This is a genomic window from Mycobacterium sp. 012931 (assembly GCF_000419295.1).
Lineage (GTDB): Bacteria > Actinomycetota > Actinomycetes > Mycobacteriales > Mycobacteriaceae > Mycobacterium > Mycobacterium marinum.
This window is the reverse complement of sequence record NZ_AOPX01000001.1, coordinates 2,297,228-2,317,251: the sequence shown is the minus strand read 5'-3', so window position 1 is coordinate 2,317,251 and position 20,024 is coordinate 2,297,228. Positions and strand designations below refer to the sequence as shown.

18 protein-coding genes are annotated in these 20,024 nt (G+C 67.2%); 4 read left to right on the top strand and 14 right to left on the bottom strand.

The window, feature by feature from the left end; translation table 11 throughout:
• Positions 1-191 precede the first annotated feature (191 nt).
• A complete protein-coding gene (locus MMSP_RS10355; RefSeq protein ID WP_020786557.1) occupies positions 192-1,151 on the top strand; it encodes a lipoprotein precursor in 960 nt (319 codons plus the stop codon).
• 111 nt (positions 1,152-1,262) lie between these two features.
• On the opposite strand, the gene trmD is transcribed toward MMSP_RS10355, so the two are convergent.
• From trmD to MMSP_RS10330, 5 genes are all read right to left on the bottom strand, one after another.
• Entirely contained in the window at positions 1,263-1,955 is a 693-nt protein-coding gene (trmD, locus tag MMSP_RS10350) for a tRNA (guanosine(37)-N1)-methyltransferase TrmD (protein ID WP_011740102.1), read from the bottom strand.
• Positions 1,956-1,962: 7 nt separating this feature from the next.
• Positions 1,963-2,487, bottom strand: a complete 525-nt coding sequence (rimM, locus tag MMSP_RS10345) for a ribosome maturation factor RimM (RefSeq protein WP_011740101.1) — start codon at positions 2,485-2,487, stop codon at positions 1,963-1,965.
• Positions 2,488-2,511: 24 nt separating this feature from the next.
• Positions 2,512-2,754: an RNA-binding protein gene (locus MMSP_RS10340; RefSeq protein WP_003878715.1), complete on the bottom strand. Its 243-nt coding sequence runs from the start codon at positions 2,752-2,754 to the stop codon at positions 2,512-2,514.
• 8 nt (positions 2,755-2,762) lie between these two features.
• The gene (gene rpsP / locus MMSP_RS10335; protein ID WP_011740100.1) at positions 2,763-3,248 is read right to left on the bottom strand and encodes a 30S ribosomal protein S16; all 486 of its coding nucleotides are present in this window, start codon (positions 3,246-3,248) and stop codon (positions 2,763-2,765) included.
• Positions 3,249-3,453: 205 nt separating this feature from the next.
• The gene (locus MMSP_RS10330; protein WP_036427198.1) at positions 3,454-3,873 is read right to left on the bottom strand and encodes a nuclear transport factor 2 family protein; all 420 of its coding nucleotides are present in this window, start codon (positions 3,871-3,873) and stop codon (positions 3,454-3,456) included.
• Between the two features lie 71 nt (positions 3,874-3,944).
• Here MMSP_RS10330 and MMSP_RS10325 point away from each other — a divergent pair, with 71 nt between their 5' ends.
• On the top strand, positions 3,945-4,817 hold the full coding sequence (locus MMSP_RS10325; RefSeq protein ID WP_036426415.1) for a D-alanyl-D-alanine carboxypeptidase family protein: 873 nt from the start codon (positions 3,945-3,947) through the stop codon (positions 4,815-4,817).
• A 19-nt stretch (positions 4,818-4,836) separates the two neighbouring features.
• Here MMSP_RS10325 and MMSP_RS10320 read toward each other — a convergent pair whose 3' ends face one another.
• From MMSP_RS10320 to ffh, 5 genes are all read right to left on the bottom strand, one after another.
• Complete coding sequence (locus MMSP_RS10320) at positions 4,837-5,439, bottom strand: TetR/AcrR family transcriptional regulator (RefSeq protein WP_012393599.1); 603 nt, start codon at positions 5,437-5,439, stop codon at positions 4,837-4,839.
• A gap of 1 nt (position 5,440) precedes the next feature.
• Complete coding sequence (locus MMSP_RS10315; protein WP_152522442.1) at positions 5,441-7,264, bottom strand: amidohydrolase family protein; 1,824 nt, start codon at positions 7,262-7,264, stop codon at positions 5,441-5,443.
• 75 nt (positions 7,265-7,339) lie between these two features.
• Positions 7,340-9,133 carry a serine/threonine-protein kinase gene (locus tag MMSP_RS10310; RefSeq protein ID WP_020786553.1) on the bottom strand — a complete coding sequence of 598 codons (1,794 nt, stop codon included), beginning with the start codon at positions 9,131-9,133 and terminating at the stop codon, positions 7,340-7,342.
• A 48-nt stretch (positions 9,134-9,181) separates the two neighbouring features.
• The gene (locus tag MMSP_RS10305; protein WP_015355179.1) at positions 9,182-10,273 is read right to left on the bottom strand and encodes an amidohydrolase family protein; all 1,092 of its coding nucleotides are present in this window, start codon (positions 10,271-10,273) and stop codon (positions 9,182-9,184) included.
• A gap of 6 nt (positions 10,274-10,279) precedes the next feature.
• Entirely contained in the window at positions 10,280-11,860 is a 1,581-nt protein-coding gene (ffh, locus tag MMSP_RS10300; protein ID WP_020786552.1) for a signal recognition particle protein, read from the bottom strand.
• Positions 11,861-11,998: 138 nt separating this feature from the next.
• Between ffh and MMSP_RS10295 the strand changes: the two genes are divergently transcribed.
• The gene (locus MMSP_RS10295) at positions 11,999-12,214 is read left to right on the top strand and encodes a hypothetical protein (protein WP_011740092.1); all 216 of its coding nucleotides are present in this window, start codon (positions 11,999-12,001) and stop codon (positions 12,212-12,214) included.
• Positions 12,215-12,440: 226 nt separating this feature from the next.
• Positions 12,441-14,177 (top strand): DEAD/DEAH box helicase, encoded by a 1,737-nt coding sequence (locus MMSP_RS10290; RefSeq protein ID WP_020786551.1) that lies wholly within the window; start codon positions 12,441-12,443, stop codon positions 14,175-14,177.
• A 26-nt stretch (positions 14,178-14,203) separates the two neighbouring features.
• Here the strand turns inward: MMSP_RS10290 and MMSP_RS10285 are convergent, their stop codons facing one another.
• The 4 genes from MMSP_RS10285 to ftsY all read right to left on the bottom strand — a co-directional run bounded on the left by MMSP_RS10285 (position 14,204) and on the right by ftsY (position 20,024).
• A complete protein-coding gene (locus MMSP_RS10285; RefSeq protein WP_036426414.1) occupies positions 14,204-16,642 on the bottom strand; it encodes a [protein-PII] uridylyltransferase in 2,439 nt (812 codons plus the stop codon).
• A 93-nt stretch (positions 16,643-16,735) separates the two neighbouring features.
• Complete coding sequence (gene glnB, locus MMSP_RS10280; RefSeq protein WP_012393592.1) at positions 16,736-17,074, bottom strand: nitrogen regulatory protein P-II; 339 nt, start codon at positions 17,072-17,074, stop codon at positions 16,736-16,738.
• Complete coding sequence (locus tag MMSP_RS10275) at positions 17,071-18,504, bottom strand: ammonium transporter (RefSeq protein WP_020786549.1); 1,434 nt, start codon at positions 18,502-18,504, stop codon at positions 17,071-17,073. The genes glnB and MMSP_RS10275 overlap by 4 nt, the downstream gene beginning before the upstream one ends.
• A 143-nt stretch (positions 18,505-18,647) precedes the next feature.
• A complete protein-coding gene (gene ftsY, locus MMSP_RS10270) occupies positions 18,648-20,024 on the bottom strand; it encodes a signal recognition particle-docking protein FtsY (RefSeq protein WP_015355175.1) in 1,377 nt (458 codons plus the stop codon).

Genomic DNA, 20,024 nt, shown 5'->3' with positions numbered 1-20,024 from the left:
ACGCATGCAGTGAAAATCACAGGAAATCCGGGCGGTTCACATCGTCCGCAAAGCGCCTGCAAGTGGTACATAAGACAGGTGCCAAACCGCGCAGGCCGAACCCTCAGCTTTGCGTGATTCCCGGGGCAGATGGCAGTGCGGCCGCCACACTTGCGCGTCTTCGCGTTACCGGAGAGTGCTGAAGGAGAAGCATGCGAGCACGGCCGCTGACGATGCTGACCGCCGCGGCGGCGGTGGCATTGGTGGTATCGCTGGTGCTCACCGGTTGCGAGGCAAAGGTGCAGGCCAAGGCGTATGGGACCGATGATCGCGAATCATCCCGGCAACAATCCCAGCCCCAGCAGCAACAGCTGATCGAACTGCTGCTGCGTGCCATCACGCCGCCCGAAGATCCGGCCGCGCTATTGCCCTCGGCCGGTCTGGTCGGGGTTCAAGAACGCATCCAGCGGGCAACCGAGGAAGCCGCCGCCAAGGGCGCCACCATCACGGTCGCGATCCTGGACCGCGCTACCCACCAGCTGGTCTCCAACGGCAAGACCTCGATCATCGCCACCGCCTCGGTGTCCAAGCTGTTCATCGCCGACGAGTTGTTATTGCGGGCGTCCCAGGGCAAGAACACCCTTTCTGCCCAGGATCGCCAGGCCCTCGAAAACATGCTGCGCTCATCGGATGACGGCGCCGCCGAGCAGTTCTGGGGCGAGCTCGGCGGCGATGCCATCGTCACCGAGATCGCGACCCGGTACGGATTGGCCGCCACCGCACCACCCAGCGACGGGCGCTGGTGGAACACCTTCAGTTCCGCACCTGACCTGATCCGCTACTACGAGATGTTGCTCGACGGGGAGGGTGGGCTGCCGTTGCAGAGTGCCGCCATCATCGTCAACGACCTGGCCCAGTCCACTCCGAACGGAATCGACGGCTACCCACAACGGTTTGGCATCCCCGACGGCCTCTACGCCGAACCGGTCGCGGTCAAGCAGGGGTGGATGTGCTGCATCGGCGCCGACTGGATGCATCTGTCGACCGGAATCATCGGCTCGGACCGCCGCTACATCATGGTGATCGAATCGCTGCAGGCCTCCGATGACGCCACCGCGCGCGAAACGATCACCCAAGCCGTCAAGACGATCTTTCCCGCCGGCCGGATCTGACCCGGTCCAGCGCGGGCCCTACGGCCCCGCAACGCCCCTCTTGCCGGCGAGCAGACGCGGAATCGCGCCAAACCGCTTCGCGATGTGCGATTCCGCGTCTGCTCGGCAGGGCTACTCCGGTGGCGCGAGGTCGGGCCGGCGCTCCCGGGTGCGCCGCAACGAGACCTCCCGGCGCCAAGTGGCGATGCGCGCGTGGTCACCGGAGAGCAGGATCTCGGGCACGTCGAGCCCCCGCCAGCTCGGTGGCCGGGTATAGCTGGGCCCCTCCAGCAACCGATCCAGTTCCGGCGAAAACGAATCCTCTTGGTGGGATGCGGGATTGCCCAGCACTCCGGTCAACAATCGCAGCACGGCCTCGATCATCACCACCGCCGCGGACTCCCCGCCGGGCAGGACATAGTCGCCGATCGAGACTTCCTCGACCCGCATGCGCCGGGCCGAGTCCTCGGCGACCCGCTGGTCTATCCCCTCATACCGGCCGCAGGCGAACACCAAGTGCTGCTCGGCACTCCACCGTTGCGCGGTGGCCTGGTCAAACAGCGAGCCGGCGGGCGTCGGGACAACCAGAAGCGTTTCAGCCGAACATATTTCGTCGAGCGCTTCCCCCCAGACCGGCGCCTTCATGACCATTCCGGGCCCGCCGCCGTAGGGCGAGTCGTCTACCGAGTGGTGCACGTCGTAGGTCCACCGGCGCAGGTCATGCACCTGTAGGTCGACGAGGCCCGACGCAATCGCCCTGCCCGGCAACGATTGCCGCAGCGGGTCCAGGTACGCCGGGAAAATCGTCACCACGTCGATTTTCATGACACCCCTAGGACCCCAGGTCCAGCAGCCCGTCGGGCGGGTCGATCTCGAGAATGCGATCGTCCAGCGACACCGACGTGACGATCGCGCCGACGAACGGCACCAACACCTCGCCGGAATCACATTTGACCGCCAGCAACTCGCCGGCACCGGTGTGCAGTACCTCGGCGACCACTCCGACGTCTTGGCCCGCCGTGGTCCGGACCCGAAGTCCCTCCAACTGGTGGTCGTAGTAGGTGTCGGGCTCCTCGATCGGCGGCAGGTCGGCGGAATCGATGACGAACAGACTGCCACGCAGCCCATCGGCCGTGTCCCGGTCGTTCACCCCGGCCAATCGCACCAGCAGCCGCGCACCGTGCTCACGCACGCCTTCGATCACATAATTGCGGCCGGTGCCGCCGTCTCGGGATCTCTTGGCGCGCAGGCTGGCGCCCGGCGTGAACCGGCGGTCCGGTTCGTCGGTTCGGATCTCGACGACAACCTCGCCGGTAATCCCGTGCGCTTTCACCACGCGCCCGATTACCAGCTCCATCGGTGCTCCATGAGCAAGGCTTCGCTACTGGTCGGTGTCCACCACGTCAACGCGGATACCACGGCCGCCGATGCCGGCGACCAGTGTCCGCAGTGCCGTTGCGGTACGTCCCCCGCGCCCGATCACCTTGCCCAAGTCGTCGGGGTGGACGTGGACTTCGACGGTGCGTCCGCGACGGCTCGTCACCATGTCCACCCGCACATCGTCGGGGTTGTCCACGATTCCGCGGACCAGATGCTCGACAGCGTCGACCACGACAGTGCTCATAGCGGTCGTCAGCTCTCGGCCGATTCGGTCTGCTCACCCTCGGCGGAAGCTTCCACCTTCTCGGCCGCCGCATCGGCGTCGCCTTCGCCGCCCTTGGCCTTCTTGGCCGGCGACTTCTTCTTCGGCTTGGTGGCCTCGGTGGTGGGACCACCCTCGGCGGCAGCCAACGCGGCGTTGAACAGTTCGAGCTTGCTGGGCTTGGGCGGCTTGACCTTCAACCGGCCCTCGGCGCCGGGCAGGCCCTTGAACTTCTGCCAGTCACCGGTGATCTTGAGCAGCTTGAGAACGGGTTCGGTGGGCTGCGCCCCCACGGACAGCCAGTATTGGGCCCGCTCGGAGTTGATCTCGATCAGGCTCGGCTCTTCCTTGGGGTGGTAGCGGCCGATGACCTCGATCGAGCGACCATCACGCCGGGTGCGAGCGTCCGCCACCGCGATGCGGTACTGCGGGTTACGGATCTTGCCGAGCCGGGTGAGCTTGATCTTTACAGCCATGAAAGCGATTTCTCCTGTGTGTGCACGCTGCAATTCAGCGATCCGGGCGGGATGCCGGGAACCGGTTTTGCCTCGCGTGTTCGACCACCGGGCGGTATCGCAACGATGCACGGTCGCGCGGTGGACAGCCGCCCATTGTGCCAGAGCACCCTGCGATCCCGGAAATTCGCTCGATCCGCCAACGCACCGCTGGGGCGCGCCGGCGTCAGGGGCGTCGATCGAAGCACTTCGTTTCGGCGCGGCGGCTCATCCGCCAGCCCTCGGCGGTGCGCACGAACTCGTCGTCGTACCAGAGCCCGAGCAACATGGTGGTGGGCTTCTCGCCGGCGAACACCATCGGGTTGAAGCAGAAAGTGCGCGCGGTCGCGGTGTCGCCGGCGAGCCGAATCGATGGCAGACCCAGCATGTGCGCGTAGTTGGCGAAGTTGGGCAACACCTCGGCAAGCCACGCCTTGACGTGCGGGTACTGGCCGTCGATGCCGCCCATCGCGCGGTAGTCGATATAGGCGTCCGGGGTGAACACCTTGTCGAGGTCATCGAATCGGCGCAGGTCAATGGCGGTGGAGTAGTCCACGAGCAGCTGCTGGATCTCTAACCGGTCAGAAATTTCGGGCAAGCTCAACATGATTCGATTCAACACCGCCGATCCGTTCGAAAATAGGCGTCCCGAAGCCGCGGAAGTTACACTTTGCGCCCATGCGAAAGGTCATGGCCGTAGCCGCGGTGCTGCTCACGGCCGCCACCATCAGCGGTGCCACCGCATCGGCCGATACCGAAATGCAGCCGGCCGGATCGGTGCCAATCCCCGACGGTCCCGCACAGACCTGGATCGTCGCCGATCTGGACACCGGCCAGGTGCTTGCCGGGCGCGACCAGAATGTCACCCACCCGCCCGCGAGCACCATCAAGGTGCTCCTGGCTTTGGTGGCGCTCGACGAACTCAACCTGAACTCGACCGTCGTCGCAGACGAGGCCGACACGCACGTGGAGTGCAACTGCGTCGGCGTCAAAGCGGGTCACACCTACACCGCCCGTCAACTGCTCGACGGCCTGCTGCTGGTGTCGGGCAACGATGCCGCCAATACGCTGGCGCAGATGCTCGGCGGCCAGGACGCCGCGGTCGCCAAGATGAACGCCAAGGCCGCCGCGTTGGGCGCCATGAACACCCACGCGGCCACTCCCTCGGGATTGGACGGCCCCGGCGGGTCGGGATGGTCGACCGCTCATGACCTCGCGGTGATCTTCCGCACCGCGATGGCTAATCCGGTGTTCGCGCACATCACCGCGGAGCCGTCGGCGATGTTCCCCGGCGAGGATGGTGAGCACCCGATCGTCAACCAAGACGAGCTGTTACAGCGCTATCCGGGCGTGATCGGGGGCAAGACGGGCTACACCAACGCCGCCCGCAAGACCTTTGTCGGTGCGGCGGCCCGAAACGGCCGCCGGCTGGTGATTGCCATGATGTACGGGCTGGTCAAAGAGGGCGGGCCCACCTACTGGGACCAGGCCGGAAGTCTTTTCGACTGGGGATTCGCCCTCAACCCGCAGTCCGGCATCGGATCTCTGTAGCCGCCGGCGGGCTCGACCGCTAGGGAGCGGTATCCGGCACCGCGGCGCTCAGTAGCGCGGCGAGCACCGGGATTCGCTGCTCGTCGATGTCCGGCTGAGGCAACACCGCCCCCACGATCGCGGCTCCGTCGAACACGTTGGTCAACACCGCCACGATGGCCGGGAAGGTCTCCTCCGGGAAGCCCTCAGCGCCGGGCAGGGTGCGCGCGGCGTCGTAGATCTTGGCGCGATATTGCCCCAGCACGTGCTGCAGGGTTTCTTTGAGCTTGTCGTCGGTGCGCGCCGCGATCATGAGTTCATACAGCACCGCGTTGGTCGCCCCGGCGGTGATGTCGCGCAGTATTGCCAGCGCCGCTTCCAGCGCCGGCCGGTCCGCGGGTATTTCGGCGACTTGCTTGGTGAAGATGTCCAGTTGCCGGCGCAGCACCTCGTAGGCGGTCGCCGCCATGAAGTCGCCCATCGTCTCGAAGTGACGGAACAGAGCGCCCACCGACACGCCGGCACGCTTGGTGATGATGGCCGCCGACGCCCGGGCGTATCCAACCTCGACGATGGTGTCGATGCTGGCCTGCAGCAGCCGCGCGACGGTTTCTTCGCGGCGTTGCTGCTGGGTCCGGGCCATCTCAGGCGCTGACGCTAGCTGCCGTGTATCGCTGCCCCGCCCTCAGGTACCGGCCCGACCGCACCGTTTGACCATAGCCGTCCCGGAACTGGCCGGTGCCGAACACCACGGCACCGGCCACACCGGTGGCGATCACGGTCGCGTCGTTGCGATTGACCATGCGCGACAGGCCGCCATAGAACGGCACCTGCGCCTCGTGATAGCCGTCTACCGATTCGTCGCGGTGGGCCGGGTCGATCACCACGAAGTCCGCGCGGTCACCCTCGCGCAACGTGCCGGCATCGACGCCAAACCACTCGGCCAGTTCACCGGTCAGGCGATACACCGCCTGCCCCAGGGACAGGAACGGCTTTCCGGCCCGCTCGGCGTCCCAGGTTCGCTTGAGCAACCGCAAGGGGAAGTTGTAGAAGGCCATGTTGCGCAGGTGCGCGCCGGCGTCGGAGAAGCCCATGTGAACGCCGGGCTCGGCGGCCAGCTTGTTGAGCTGTTTGGGACGGTGGTTGGCGACGACGGTCGTCCAGCGCACGTTGCGTTCGCCGTTTTCGACGAGCACGTCGAGGAACGCATCGAGTGGATGCAGCCCGCGCTCGTCTGCGATGGCCCCGAAGCTCTTGCCGATCAACGACTCGTCGGGGCACTCGACGATCACTGCGTCGTGAAAGTCTTTGTTCCACAAGGACGGTCCGAGTTTGGTGCGGTCGAATTCACGCCGAAACTCGCGACGGTAGGACTCGTCGGCCAACAACTGGTTGCGCTGCACTTGTTCGCGAAGGTGCAACGCCGCGGTGCCGGCGCCGAACTCCTCGAAGACCGGCAGGTCGATTCCGTCGGAGTAGAGCTCGAACGGCACCGGCAGGTGCTGGAATCGGACGCTGGCGGCCAACAGCTTGTTCAGCAGCCGGGCACCCAATCCGAACGTGTGCACCGCCATCGGCATCGACTTGGAGTCGGCAGAGACCAGCAAGCTCATCCGAACTCCCTTGCGGCGGTTCAGGATCCGACTGCTGGCCAGGAAGAACAGCAGCGCCGAAGCGGGCTTGTCGACGTTGGGTGCGCTCTGCAGGATTCGCCCGCGCTTGCGCAAAACTTTGATCAGCCGGCGCCGTTCCCGCCACGTCGCGAAGGTCGACGGCAGCGCGCGCGACCGGAAGCGCTCACCGTCGAGCTTGTCGATCGCCGAGTCCATCCCGGACATGCCGAGCATCCCGGCATCTAGTGCCTCATCGAGCAGCGTGGCCATGCGCCCCAGCTCGGCTTCGCTGGGCCGCACGCTCGCGTCGGTGGCGCGTTCGAGCCCGAGGACGGTGGCTCGCAGGTCCGAATGACCAAGCAGTGAGCTCACATTCGGCCCAAGCGGCAGGGAGTCGATGGCCGTGATGTATTCGGCCGCGTTCGACCATGCGCGTTCGCTCTTGGCGGCGGACAAGGCACCCAAGACGAACTGGCGCGGCACCGCCTCGACCCGACTGAACAGGTCGGCGGCATCTTCGGCGCCCGCGTAGACCGTCGACAGGGAGCAGTTTCCGAGCAACACCGTGGTGACACCGTGGCGCACCGACTCGCGCAGCCCGGGATCGAGTAGCACCTCGGCGTCGTAGTGGGTGTGCACGTCGATGAAGCCGGGCATGACCCACTTCCCGGCCGCGTCGATGACCTGGGCGCATCCGGTCTCATCCAGCGGGCCTGCCGACACCGTCGCCACCATGCCGTCGCGGATTCCGAGCGTGCGGGTTTGCGGCGCGCTGCCGGTTCCGTCGAACCAGAGTCCGTCACGGATGATCACGTCGTAGGTCACAGTTCCTCCAGATTGCGGGTTGCAGACAATCTAACATAGATAGCGATCACTCGCAATCTTTTTTGGATTCGCGCTCCTCCCCCATTTGTGCTGGGCAGTTATCGATCAGCGGCCGGGGCCCGACGGCGCAGTGGTCGGGGTGACCGTTGGCGTCTCGGACGGGGACTCGGACGTGGCAGGCGCCTGAGGGGCTTTGGGGATCGTCACCGGGTTGGGCACCTTGATCCCAGGCGGAATATCGCCACTGCGGCTAGCCACCGCGGGGATCCGGATCACGGCCGATTGTTGGCCGCACTCATTGGTTTCCACGGTGACCACCAGAGCACCGACGAGGTCACCCGTGGATTGCGGGCGCAGCGTCAGCACCTGCACTGTGGTCTGGGTGTTCGCCTCGCCATTGGGCCCGATGCAGGCAAACCGCACCGTATCGGGCCGCGATCGCCACTGACCTTCGGAAAACTCCATGATGATGGGGGGAATCCCCTGCTTGGCCTGCCCATGACCGTAGCCGTCGAGCATGGCGGCAGCCGCGAGGCACCCCGTCGGTATGCACGAGGATTGGATGGCCCACCAGGTGGTCACATTGGGCGGCTGTGGGCTGGGTCTGCCGTTGTAGAGCTGCTTGGCGCGTTGAATTTCGATGCTGTAGGTGCCGTCCAGGGGCTCCGGGGTGGCGGCCTGGGGGCTGGTGGCCGACGTGCTGGGCGCGGGCGGTGAACTGGTTGCGGGGGCCGCTGCTGGAGGTGGGCTGCTGGTTATCTCACGCAGGCTCGGGATGGCGACGGCCAGCATGCCCACCGACAGGATCGCGACCACCGACCCGATGAGAATGCGCCGTAGCCTGCGCTTGCGCGGTTCACGGCCCGCCGCGGAGAATTCGTTGAGCCGCCGTGCCAGCGACGCTGCCACCGCCTGCAGCAGGGTGGCGGGCGGCTGGGGAGCCATCGGCATGGGTCCGGGGTGGACCGGGGGCTGCGGCGGTGCGACCGCCGGCCAGCCGTAGGCCGGGTAGTCAAGGACCTCGCGGTCCTGGCTCGCACCGGTGGCCCCGGCCTCCGGAGAGAGGTCCCAGGACGCGCCCACCTCCATGTCGTCCCGGCCGGCAGCGCCGAAACTGCCCCCGACCTCATCGCGCAGCGCATCCGCTAGCTCGTGGCAGGTCCGGAAGCGGCCGGCCGGCTCGGTTGCCAGCGCTCTGGCGAACAGCGCATCCAGCCGTGCCAGGTCGGGACGCAGGTCGCTGAGTTTGGGCGCCGCGGATGGGGAACCGCCACCCGGGGCCGCGCCGGTGAGCAGGATCATGGCGGTGGCCGCCAACGCATGCTGGTCGGAGCGCCCGTCGGCCTCGGCGCCGGTGAGTTGTTCGGGCGCCACAAATCCGGTCGCGTCGCCCGGCGCGCCGTGGGGAGCGGCTATGCCGAAGCCTTTCAACAGGATCCGGGGTTGGCCCTCCCCCGCATTCGTCATCACGATGTCGGCGGGTTTGACGTCGCCGTGGACGAGCCCGCGTTGATGGGCATAGTCGAGGGCGTCGGCAACCGGAGCCACGATCTCGAGTACCTCGCCGACCGGCAAGACCGCGGGAAACCGATCGCGCATCAGTTGCCCGACATCGATGCCCTCGATGTAGTCCATCGCGATCCACAGCCTGCCGTCCAGCTCACCGTGGGCGCGAACCTCCACGATGTGCGGGTGATAGAGCCTGGCCGCGATCGCGCTGTCGCGCTCGAATCGCCGGCGGAATGCGTCATCCGACGACCACGACTGCGGAAGGATCTCGAGCACCTGCCAGCCCGGAAAGCCGGGTTCGCTAACCAGATAGCTCTCACCGGTCGCGTCCGCGCGCAACCTGCGAACCACGGTGTAGCCGGCATAGACCGCACCGTTGTCCAACGCCATTTCGCGATAGTAGCCAGGCGCGAGTAGCCGCGCACGACCGCCGCTGAGCTAGCGGTGACCTAGTTGGTTGGGGCGATAGGTCCGGCCGCGCAGGATCACCAGATCCGGCCGGTTAAGTATTGCGGCACCCCGACGGGGGTCTTCGGAAAAGCACACCAGGTCCGCCGATGCCCCGTGCTCTACCGTGGGCCGGCCCAGCCAGCGCCGCGCCTCCCAGCACGCGGCACCCAGCGCCTCGGTGGCGCTCATTCCGATCTTCTTGAGGGCTTCGACCTCGTCGGCGATCCGCCCGTGTTGGATCGTGCCGCCCGCGTCGGTGCCGGCGTAGATCGCAATCCCCGCCTCGCGCGCCGCCGCGACCCGCGGGTAGGTGCTCGCATACAGGTCGCGCATGTGGGCGGCGTAGGTCGGATAGCGGACGGCGGAATCGGCGATGCCGGGAAAGTTCTCGACGTTGATCAGCGTGGGGACCAGAGCGGTCCCGTGGTCGCGCATGAGCGAAATCGTGTCGTCGGTCAGGCCGGTGCCGTGCTCGATGCAGTCAATCCCGGCGTTGATCAATCCGGGCAGCGCATCCTCTCCGAAAACGTGCGCGGTGACCCTGGCACCGTTGGCGTGTGCCGCGTCGATGGCGGCTTTGAGTACCTCGTCGGACCACAGCGGGGCGAGATCGCCGATTTGGCGGTCGATCCAGTCCCCGACCAGCTTGATCCAGCCGTCGCCGCGGCGGGCTTGGGCGGCCACCGCGGCGGGCAACTCGGATTCGTCTTCGAGTTCTGGCGCGAATCCCGGAATGTAGCGTTTCGGTCTGGCCAGATGGCGGCCCGCGCGGATGATTCGCGGCAGGTCTTCGCGGTCGTCGAGGGGGCGGGTGTCAGTGGGTGCCCCGCAATCGCGCAGCAGCAGCGCCCCCGCGTCGCGTTCGGCTTCGGCTTGGGCGATGGCCTGGTCAAGCTCGATGGCACCTTGGTGGCCCAGCCCAACGTGGCAATGCGCGTCGACCAGCCCGGGCAGAATCCAGCCGCCGTCGAAGACCGTGTCGGCGCCGCTGACCGGCTCCGTGCTGATGTGGCCGTCGACGATCCACAGCTCGACCGCAGTCTCGTCGGGCAGCCCCCGCCCCCGCACGTGCAGTCGCACGGCGGACTACTTCTTGCCCGGGAAATTCAGCTTGGACAGGTCGAAGTCGGCCAGGCCGGGCGGCAGCTCATTGAGCCCTTCGGGCATCTGCGACAGATCCGGGAATCCGGCCCGCATACCCGGCATACCCGGCATGCCCGGCATGCCGAAGGGGCTTTTCACCTTCGGCGGAGTCGGACCGCGGGCGCCCCCCTTCTTGCCCTTCTTGCCGGCCTTGCCTTTTGCACCCTTGCTTTTTCGGGTCGCGGACTTGCGCCCCATGCCGGGGATGCCCATGCCGCCGAGCATCGACGACATCATCTTGCGAGCTTCGAAGAAGCGGTCGACCAGCTGGTTGACCTCCGACACCGATACACCGGAGCCGTTGGCGATACGCAGCCGCCGCGACGCATTGATGATTTTGGGGTCGGCCCGTTCTTCGGGTGTCATACCGCGGATGATGGCCTGGATCCGATCCAGGTGCTTGTCGTCGACCTCGGCCAGCGCATCCTTCATCTGCGCACCACCGGGCAGCATGCCCAGCAGGTTGCCGATCGGGCCCATCTTGCGCACCGCGAGCATCTGCTCGAGGAAGTCTTCCAGGGTCAGTTCGCCGGCGCCGATCTTGGCGGCGGCTTGTTCGGCCTGCTCGGCGTCAAAGACCTGTTCGGCCTGTTCGATCAGGCTCAACACGTCGCCCATGCCCAGGATGCGACTGGCCATGCGGTCCGGGTGGAAGACGTCGAAGTCCTCGAGCTTCTCCCCGGTTGACGCGAAAAGGATCGGAACGCCGGTCACTTCGCGGACCGACAACGCGGCACCACCGCGGGCATCGCCGTCGAGCTTGGTCAGCGCCACCCCAGTGAAGCCGACCCCTTCCCCGAATGCCTGGGCGGTGGCCACGGCGTCCTGGCCGATCATCGCGTCCAGGACGAACAGCACCTCGTCGGGGTTGATGGCCTTGCGGATGGCCGAGGCCTGGGCCATCAACTCCTCGTCGATGCCCAACCGGCCGGCGGTGTCCACGATGACGACGTCGAAATGCTTGGCCTGGGCTTCGGCCAGCCCCGCCGCGGCGACGGCTACCGGGTCGCCGGGGCCGGATTCGGGCGAGGCGCCCGGATGCGGCGCGAATACCGGCACCCCGGCCCGCTGGCCGACCACCTGCAGCTGGTTCACTGCGGCCGGTCGCTGCAGATCACACGCCACCAGCAGCGGCGTGTGGCCTTGGCCGCGAAGACGTGCGGCCAACTTGCCGGCCAGCGTCGTCTTGCCGGACCCCTGCAGACCGGCCAGCATCACCACGGTCGGCGGTGTCTTGGCGAAAACCAACTCGCGCGTCTGGCCGCCGAGGATGCCGACAAGCTCCTCGTTGACGATCTTGACAACCTGTTGCGCCGGGTTGAGGGCTCCGGATACCACGGCCCCACGGGCGCGTTCTTTGATCCGGTGGACAAAAGCCTGAACCACCGGCAACGAAACGTCGGCCTCGAGCAGGGCCAGCCGGATCTCACGGGCAGTGGCATCGATATCGGCGTCGGTGAGGCGGCCCTTGCCGCGCAGCCCCTGCAGGGCACCGGTCAACCGGTCGGACAGCGATTCAAACACGACCGCCAGCCTAATGCGTAATCATGGTGCGGCACCGTCGTGGCCCTTGGTCCGCTCGCCGGCGCGACAAATCCCGCCGTGCCACAGCGCGACCTCCCGCCGCGATTGAAAGCCCGCCGGAAGGGCTAACCAAGCCCCATGGTTGCGTTCCGAGTTATCGATCCGCACGGCGCGATCGTCGCGACGAAGAACTGCGACAGCGCCGAGGACGCACACACGTGGTTCACCGGCTCGGTTGCGGGCAGTTCCCGGCTGGGCTGGCGGTTGGAGGTCAACGACGGCGGCCAGTGGGCGTTCTTCGACGACACCGGCGGATTCACCGCGCCGGCAAGCCGCCACCGAGCGTCCGGGTAGCTCCCAGCACCGCACCGACCGGTGTCGTGCACGTGCCGAAATGTGTTGTCATGCTAGATTTCACACTCGCCAAGTCGTCGACCGGCCGATGAAGACCGTCGTGAGCTGCGCCGCGAGGGCGCCGCGAGGGCACCGCGCGGCAGCGACGCCGCGGATCCGGGGCTTGGCAGTGGCTCGATTGGTGAACGCCAGGCGCGGCCGAACAGCTACGGGGGGAGCAAGGTCGATGCAGTCGGTAAGCCCCGCCGAACCCATCATCGAGGGCACTCGACCGCTGCGCAGCTGGCAGCGCAGGGCGCTGGTGAAGTACCTGGGCACCCAGCCGCGTGATTTCCTGGCGGTGGCCACCCCCGGGTCCGGCAAGACGGCATTCGCCCTGCGGATCGCGGCCGAAGCGCTTGGTCAGCGGGCCGCAGAGCAGATCACGGTGGTGGTGCCCACCGAGCATCTCAAGACCCAGTGGGCGCAGGCGGGCGCTCGGCTGGGCCTCTCGCTGGACCCGAAGTTCAGCAACTCCAACGCCCAGACTTCGGCCGAGTATCACGGCGTGGTGGTCACCTATGCCCAGGTCGCAGCGCATCCGACGCTGCACCGGGTGCGCACCGAGCAGCGCAAGACCCTGGTCATCTTCGATGAGATCCACCACGGCGGCGATGCCAAGACCTGGGGCGACGCGATCCGGGAGGCGTTCAGCGACGCGTCGCGCCGGCTCGCGCTGACCGGGACGCCCTTCCGCAGCGACGACTCCCCCATCCCGTTCGTCAACTATGAGCCCGACGGGGAAGGTGTGTTGCGCTCCCAGGCCGACCACACCTACGGCTACGCGGAGGCCCTTGCCGACGGCGTGGTCCGGCCGGTGGTGTTCCTCGCCTACTCCGGGCAGGCCCGCTGGCGCGATAGCGCGGGCGAAGAGCACGAGGCGCGACTGGGCGAGCCGCTGTCGGCCGAACAGACCGCACGGGCGTGGCGCACGGCGCTGGATCCGGCCGGCGAATGGATGCCCGCGGTGATCGCGGCCGCGGACCGGCGACTGCGTCAGTTGCGCGAGCACGTGCCCGATGCCGGGGGCATGATCATCGCCTCCGACCGCACCGCCGCCCGCGCCTACGCCGCGTTGCTGCAGAAGATGACCGGGGAAACACCCACGGTCGTGCTCTCCGACGACCCCGGATCATCGGAACGGATCACGGAATTCTCCAACAGCACCAGCCGCTGGCTGGTCGCGGTGCGCATGGTGTCCGAAGGCGTCGACGTGCCCCGCCTGTCCGTGGGGATCTACGCCACCAGCGCTTCGACACCGTTGTTCTTCGCGCAGGCCATCGGCAGATTCGTCCGGTCCCGCCGACCGGGCGAAACCGCGAGCATTTTCCTGCCCTCGGTGCCCAACCTGTTGCAGTTGGCCAGCGAACTCGAGGCCCAGCGCAACCACGTGCTGGGCAAACCGCATCGCGAATCCCTCGATGATCCGCTCGACGGCGATCCGGCCACCAAGACACAAGACGAGCAGGGCGATCTCGAGAAGGGCTTCACCTCGCTAGGAGCCGACGCCGAACTCGATCAGGTCATCTTCGACGGCTCCTCGTTCGGGACCGCCACCCCGGCGGGCAGCGACGAGGAAGCCGATTATCTGGGCATCCCCGGCCTGCTGGATGCCGATCAGATGCGCGCCTTGCTACACCGTCGCCAAGACGAACAACTGCAGAAGCGGGCCCAGCTGCAACAAGGGGTCACACAAGTCGGGACGCTGGCCGAGCCGGCCACCACCCACGGCCAGATCCGCGAGCTGCGCCGCGAGCTCAACACCCTCGTGTCGATAGCCCACCACCGGACCGGCAAGCCGCACGGATGGATCCACAACGAACTGCGGCGGCGCTGCGGTGGACCACCGATCGCCGCGGCAACCCGCGACCAGCTCAAGGCGCGCATTGACGCGGTGCGCCAACTCAACGCCGAACATGGGTGAGGCCGGCCGGCCCCCGGTTCGCACGGCTAGTCGCCGACGGGCTCGTCGAGCAGCACGTCCGCGGACCCACCCAGCACGGCCGAGAGCTGCTGCTCCATCGCGGCCCGTGCTTGGGGCTCCTCGAGCCCGGCCGAAACCGTCACGCAGAACACGTCTGCGGCGGTCGAACCGAACGTGTTCACCTTGGCCCAGACGATGTCTGCGCCCGCCCGTTCCAGCGCGCGCGTCAGCAGCGCGAGCAGTCCCGGCCGGTCCATCGAACGAACTTCGAGCACCAGCTGATCGGGGGCGGCGGAGTCGAGCCAAAGGATGCGCGGCGGCGCGGTCGAACGCGTGACCGGCACCCCCGCGACCACCTCGCCGGCTCGCCGGGACGCGTTGCTGGTGGCCTCGCTGTCCCGCTTTTCCACCATGGCGAGGGCGTCGATGTCGCCGCTGAGCGCGCCGACGAACTGCTGACGCAACAGGTCGGCGGCGGCCGGGGTGCCGAAAAGCGGGGACACCACGAATTGGGTGATCGCGACGCCCTCGTGGCTGTTCACCCACGCCGAATGCACACCCAGCGAATTCAGCGCCAACACCGCCGCCGCCTTGGACACCAACCCGGGCTTGTTCGGAGCGGCCATCACCACCTGGTACATGCGAGCACTCTCGCCGGGCGCGATCTCCACGTGCACTCCGTGGTCGGCCGACAGCGAAACATAGTGTGGTGCTTCGGGATCGGCACGCGGCAGCGGTTCGCCCGCCATCGCCAAGCGGCAGCGCGACACCAGGTCGTCGACCAGCGACGCCTTCCAGTCACTCCACACACCCGGACCGGTCGCCTTCGAGTCCGCTTCGGTCAGCGCACGCAGCACCTCGAGCAATTGCGGATCCCCGCCCAGGGCCTCCGACACCCGCGTGATGGTGCTGGGGTCATTCAGGTCGCTTCGGGTGGCCACGACCGGTAGCAACAAGTGGTGGCGGACCAGCTTGGACAGCAGATCGATGTCGGGGGCGGAAATGCCCAGCCGCTGGCCGATCGCCACGACCATCTCGGCGCCGAGCACGCTGTGATCGGCTCCCCTGCCCTTGCCGATGTCGTGCAACAGCGCGCCGAGCGCAAGCAGGTCGGGCCTGGCCACCTGCGTGGTGAGCGGCGCCGCCTGCACGGCGGTCTCGATCAGATGGCGATCCACCGTCCATTTGTGGGCCACGTCGCGCGGCGGCAGGTCTCGGATCGCACCCCACTCCGGCAACAGGCGCCCCCATAGCCCGGTGCGATCGAGCGCTTCGATGGTCACCACCGCGGTAGGACCGGCCAGCAGCACCACCAGCAGGTCGTCGAGGACCTCTCGGGGCCACGGCGTCGGCAATTCCGCAGCGCTGTCGGCCAACCGGCGCAGCGTGGCGGCACCGATCGGCAACCCGGCGTGGGCCGCCGCGGCGGCCACCCGCAGCACCAGACCGGCATCTTGTTCGGGTTGGGCATCGCGGGCCAGCACGATTTCGTTGGCACATTCGACCACGCCCTCGTCCAGCGGGCGCCGCTTGGGGCGCCGCCGCAGGGCTGAGATGCCGCGCCGGGGCAGGGCATTGCAGGCGGTCCGCAGCCCGCTTTCGGCGTGGTAGGCGATGGTGCGGCCAGCACTGGACAGCATCCGGGCCAGGTCGAACCGATCACCGAAATGCAGCGCCGCGCTGATGTCGTCGGCATGTTGAGCCAACAGCAGGTCGCGGCCACGGCCGGAGACCCGGTGCAACTCGGTACGCACATTGAGCAGGGTGAGGTATGCGGCATCCAGTGAACCCACCGGCATGTCGGGCGTGACCAGGCCGTGGCGATCGATGAGCTGGGCGATCGCCAGCGCGTCAAGCAACTGGACATCGCGCAGGCCACCGCGACCCGACTTCAGATCGGGCTCGGCGCGGTTGGCGACGCGCCCGCAGCGCGGCCAACGGTCGTGGGTCATGTCGACGAGTTCGTTCATCCGCGAACGGATTCCGCTGCGCCACTGGCGGCGTACGCCGTCGATCAAGCTCGCCGAGAGCTGTTGGTCCCCGACGATGTGGCGGGCTTCCAACATGCCCAGCGCGGCCGCCATGTCGGCACCGGCCACACCCAGGGCATCCGAGACGGTGCGCACACTGTGGTCCAGCCGAATGTTGGCGTCCCACAGTGGATACCACAGCGCATCGGCGACATCGCCCAGTTCCTCGACGGGTTTGCCGTCGTGCAACAGCACCAGATCCAGGTCCGAATACGGCAGCAGCTCGCGCCGGCCGAGCCCGCCGACCCCGACGATCGCATAACCGCTGTCATCGGCGATCCCGATCTGCGCGGCCTTGACGATCAGCCAGGACTCATGCAGATCCAGCCACGCCTGCCGCAACTCGGCCGGATCCATGTCGCGATGATCATCGGACAACAACTGGCGCCGCGCGGCAGCCAAATCGCTTGCCGCGCGGACACTCCCCGGCTCCATGACCTCCGAATCAGATAGCCCGGACGGGTCCGGCCGGTGCTGTCTCACGCCCGGCCGGCCTATCCGGATTCGTTGCGCAATGCGCGGCTATTCTCACAGCGCGTCAGGTCCGCGTTCACCCGTGCGTACTCGCACGATGGTGTCCACGGGGCTGACCCACACCTTGCCGTCGCCGATCTTTCCGGTGCGCGCGGCCCGGACGATGCTGTCCACGACCTTGTCCACGATGGAGTCGTCGACCACGACCTCGATTCGGACCTTGGGCACGAAGTCCACCGAATATTCGGCGCCCCGGTAGACCTCGGTGTGCCCCTTTTGCCGCCCATAGCCCTGGATCTCGCTGACCGTCATTCCCAAGACTCCAGCTTCTTCGAGGCTGGTCTTGACGTCGTCGAGGGTGAACGGCTTTACGATCGCTGTGATCAGCTTCATTTCGGCTCCGCCTCCACTTTCTCGCCTACTCGCTCCTCTAGGCCGTTACGCGAATCCGCGACGATGCCGGGACGAGGTAGAACCGAACCGCTAGCGACCGCGAAGTCGTATCCGTTCTCGGCGTGCTCAGCCTCGTCGATGCCCGCGGACTCCTGCTCCGGACCCAGACGCAACCCGATGGTGTACTTCAGGATCAAAGCAAGGATGAACGTGATTACACCAGAATAGATGAGAACGCTAGAGGCTCCGACAGCTTGTCGTACCAGCTGATCGAAGCCGCCGCCGTAGAACAGGCCCTTGGAGACACCCTCGACTCCGTTGATGGCCGGGCTCTCCGGGGCGGCCATCAGGCCCACCAGCAAGGTGCCGGCCAGACCACCGATCAGGTGCACGCCGACCACGTCGAGCGAGTCGTCGAATCCAAGTCTGAACTTCAATCCGACCGCCAGCGCACACAGCACCCCGGCTACCGCGCCGACCACCAGCGCGCCCAGCACGTTGACCGAAGAGCACGACGGGGTGATGGCAACCAACCCGGCGACAATGCCCGAGGCGGCACCCAGCGTGGTCGCCTTGCCGTCCCGGATTCGCTCGGTGAGCAGCCAGGCGAGCATCGCCGCGGCCGTAGCGACGGTGGTGGCGACGAACGTCGTGGCCGCGGTGCCGTTGGAGCTGGTCGCCGAACCGGCGTTGAACCCGTACCAGCCGAACCACAGCAGCCCCGCCCCGAGCATCACGAACGGCAGGTTGTGCGGTCGGAACAGCGTCGTGGGCCAACCGCGGCGCTTGCCCAGCACCAGCGCCAGCACCAAGCCGGCCACACCGGCGTTGATGTGGACCGCGGTTCCCCCCGCGAAGTCGATCGCGTGCAGCTTGTTGGCGATCCAGCCGCCGGTGGCAGCGGTGACGCCGTCGAACGAGAAGACCCAGTGCGCGACCGGGAAGTAGACGAAGGTCGCCCACAGTCCGGCGAACAGCAACCAGGCGCCGAACTTGAGCCGGTCAGCCACCGCCCCCGAGATCAGTGCGACCGTGATGATGGCGAACATCAGCTGGAATGCCACAAACACCGTCATGGGCAGCGAACCGGCCAGCGGGATGTCCACCGCCGCGGTCTGCGTGGCGGGATCCGCGGGCGCCCCATTGCCCCCGATCAGCCCCTTCAACCCCAGGTATTCGGTCGGGTTTCCGGCGACGCCGCCCATGTCGTTGCCGAAAGCGACCGAGTAGCCGTAGAGCACCCACAGCACGGTCACAACGCCCATCGCGCTGATGCTCATCATGATCATGTTCAGCACGCTCTTGGCGCGCACCATGCCGCCATAGAAGAACGTCAGCCCCGGCGTCATCAGCAGCACGAGCGCGGAACTCGCCAGCATCCAGGCAGTGTCGCCGGTGTCGGGCACGCCCATTATCGGGAAGTCACTCACTCGTTATCACCTCCAGTCAGCGTTGGGAGGGCCCCAGATTTGTTGACTGGTGACCTGATCCAGAACCATGCGCAGTAGTTGTTGCAGCAATGGTGCCGACGTGTTTCATCAGGATTAACGTAAAACTTGCTGTGGAGTAGCTTTCAGCCGAGCAGGGCGTCGACAAACGCGGCGGGTTCGAACGGCGCCAGGTCGTCGGGGCCTTCGCCGAGCCCAACCAGCTTCACCGGCACGCCGAGTTCCTGTTGAACGCGAAAGACAATGCCGCCCTTGGCTGTTCCGTCCAGTTTTGTCAGCACCACCCCGGTGATGTCGACGACCTCGGCAAAGACCTTGGCCTGAGCCAGCCCGTTCTGCCCGATGGTGGCGTCGAGCACCAGCAACACCTCGTCGACGGCCGCGCGCCGAGTCACCACACGCTTCACTTTGCCCAGCTCATCCATCAGGCCGACCTTGGTGTGCAGCCGACCGGCGGTATCGATGAGGACGACGTCGGCGCCCGCGGCAACCCCCTTGTCGACGGCATCGAAGGCCACCGATGCCGGATCGGCTCCCTCGGCCCCGCTGACCACCTCCGCGCCCACCCGGGCCGCCCATGTCTGCAGCTGGACCGCCGCCGCCGCCCGGAAGGTGTCCGCCGCACCCAGCACCACTCGCCGGCCATCGGCCACCAGCACCCGCGCCAGCTTGCCGACCGTGGTGGTTTTGCCGGTTCCGTTCACGCCGACCACCAGCAGCACCGACGGATGGTCCGGATGCGGCAACGCGCGGATCGAACGATCCATGTCGGGTTGCAGCGCCTTGATCAGAACATCGCGCAGCACCGCCCGGGCGTCATCCTCGCTACGGACATTGCCGCTGGCCAGCCGGCTGCGCAACTGTGACACCACCGCCTCGGTGACAACCGGCCCGAGGTCGGCGACCAACAGGGTGTCTTCGACGTCCTGCCAGGAGTCCTCGTCCAGGTCACCGCCGCCGATCAGGCCCAGCACACTGCGCCCGAGCGCGTTCTGCGACTTGGCGAGGCGTCCGCGCAGGCGCTCCAAGCGGCCTTCCGGCGGCTCGATGACCTCGGCCTCGGCAACCTCGGGCGCTTCGGGCGCTTCGGGTGCTTCGGGCGCTTCAGGCACTTCGGGCGCTTGGGGGGTCTCAGGTGCGACCGGCGGCGCCACCGGTTCTGCGGCAACCGGGGCGGGGGTCTCGGGTTCGGGCTCGATTTCTGGTAGATGAACCTCGGAGATGGTGCGTTTCGGGGCGTCGCGCGGGATGGTCGCGTCGTCGCCGACCGCGGGCAGGCCGCTGGTGTCTATCCGATCGGCCGGTTCGGTGGTCGTTGGCGTCTGGCTGAAGGTGATGCCCGAGGACGCCGTGTAGCCGCCCGAACGGTCTTTGGACTCCACCTCCGGCCGGGCCGCCAGGCTGATCCGGCGCCTGCGGTAGCGCAACAGACCCACAACCAGCGCGACGATGACAAGCAATGCGGCAATGACCGCGATCGCGACCCACAGACCTTCCGACAC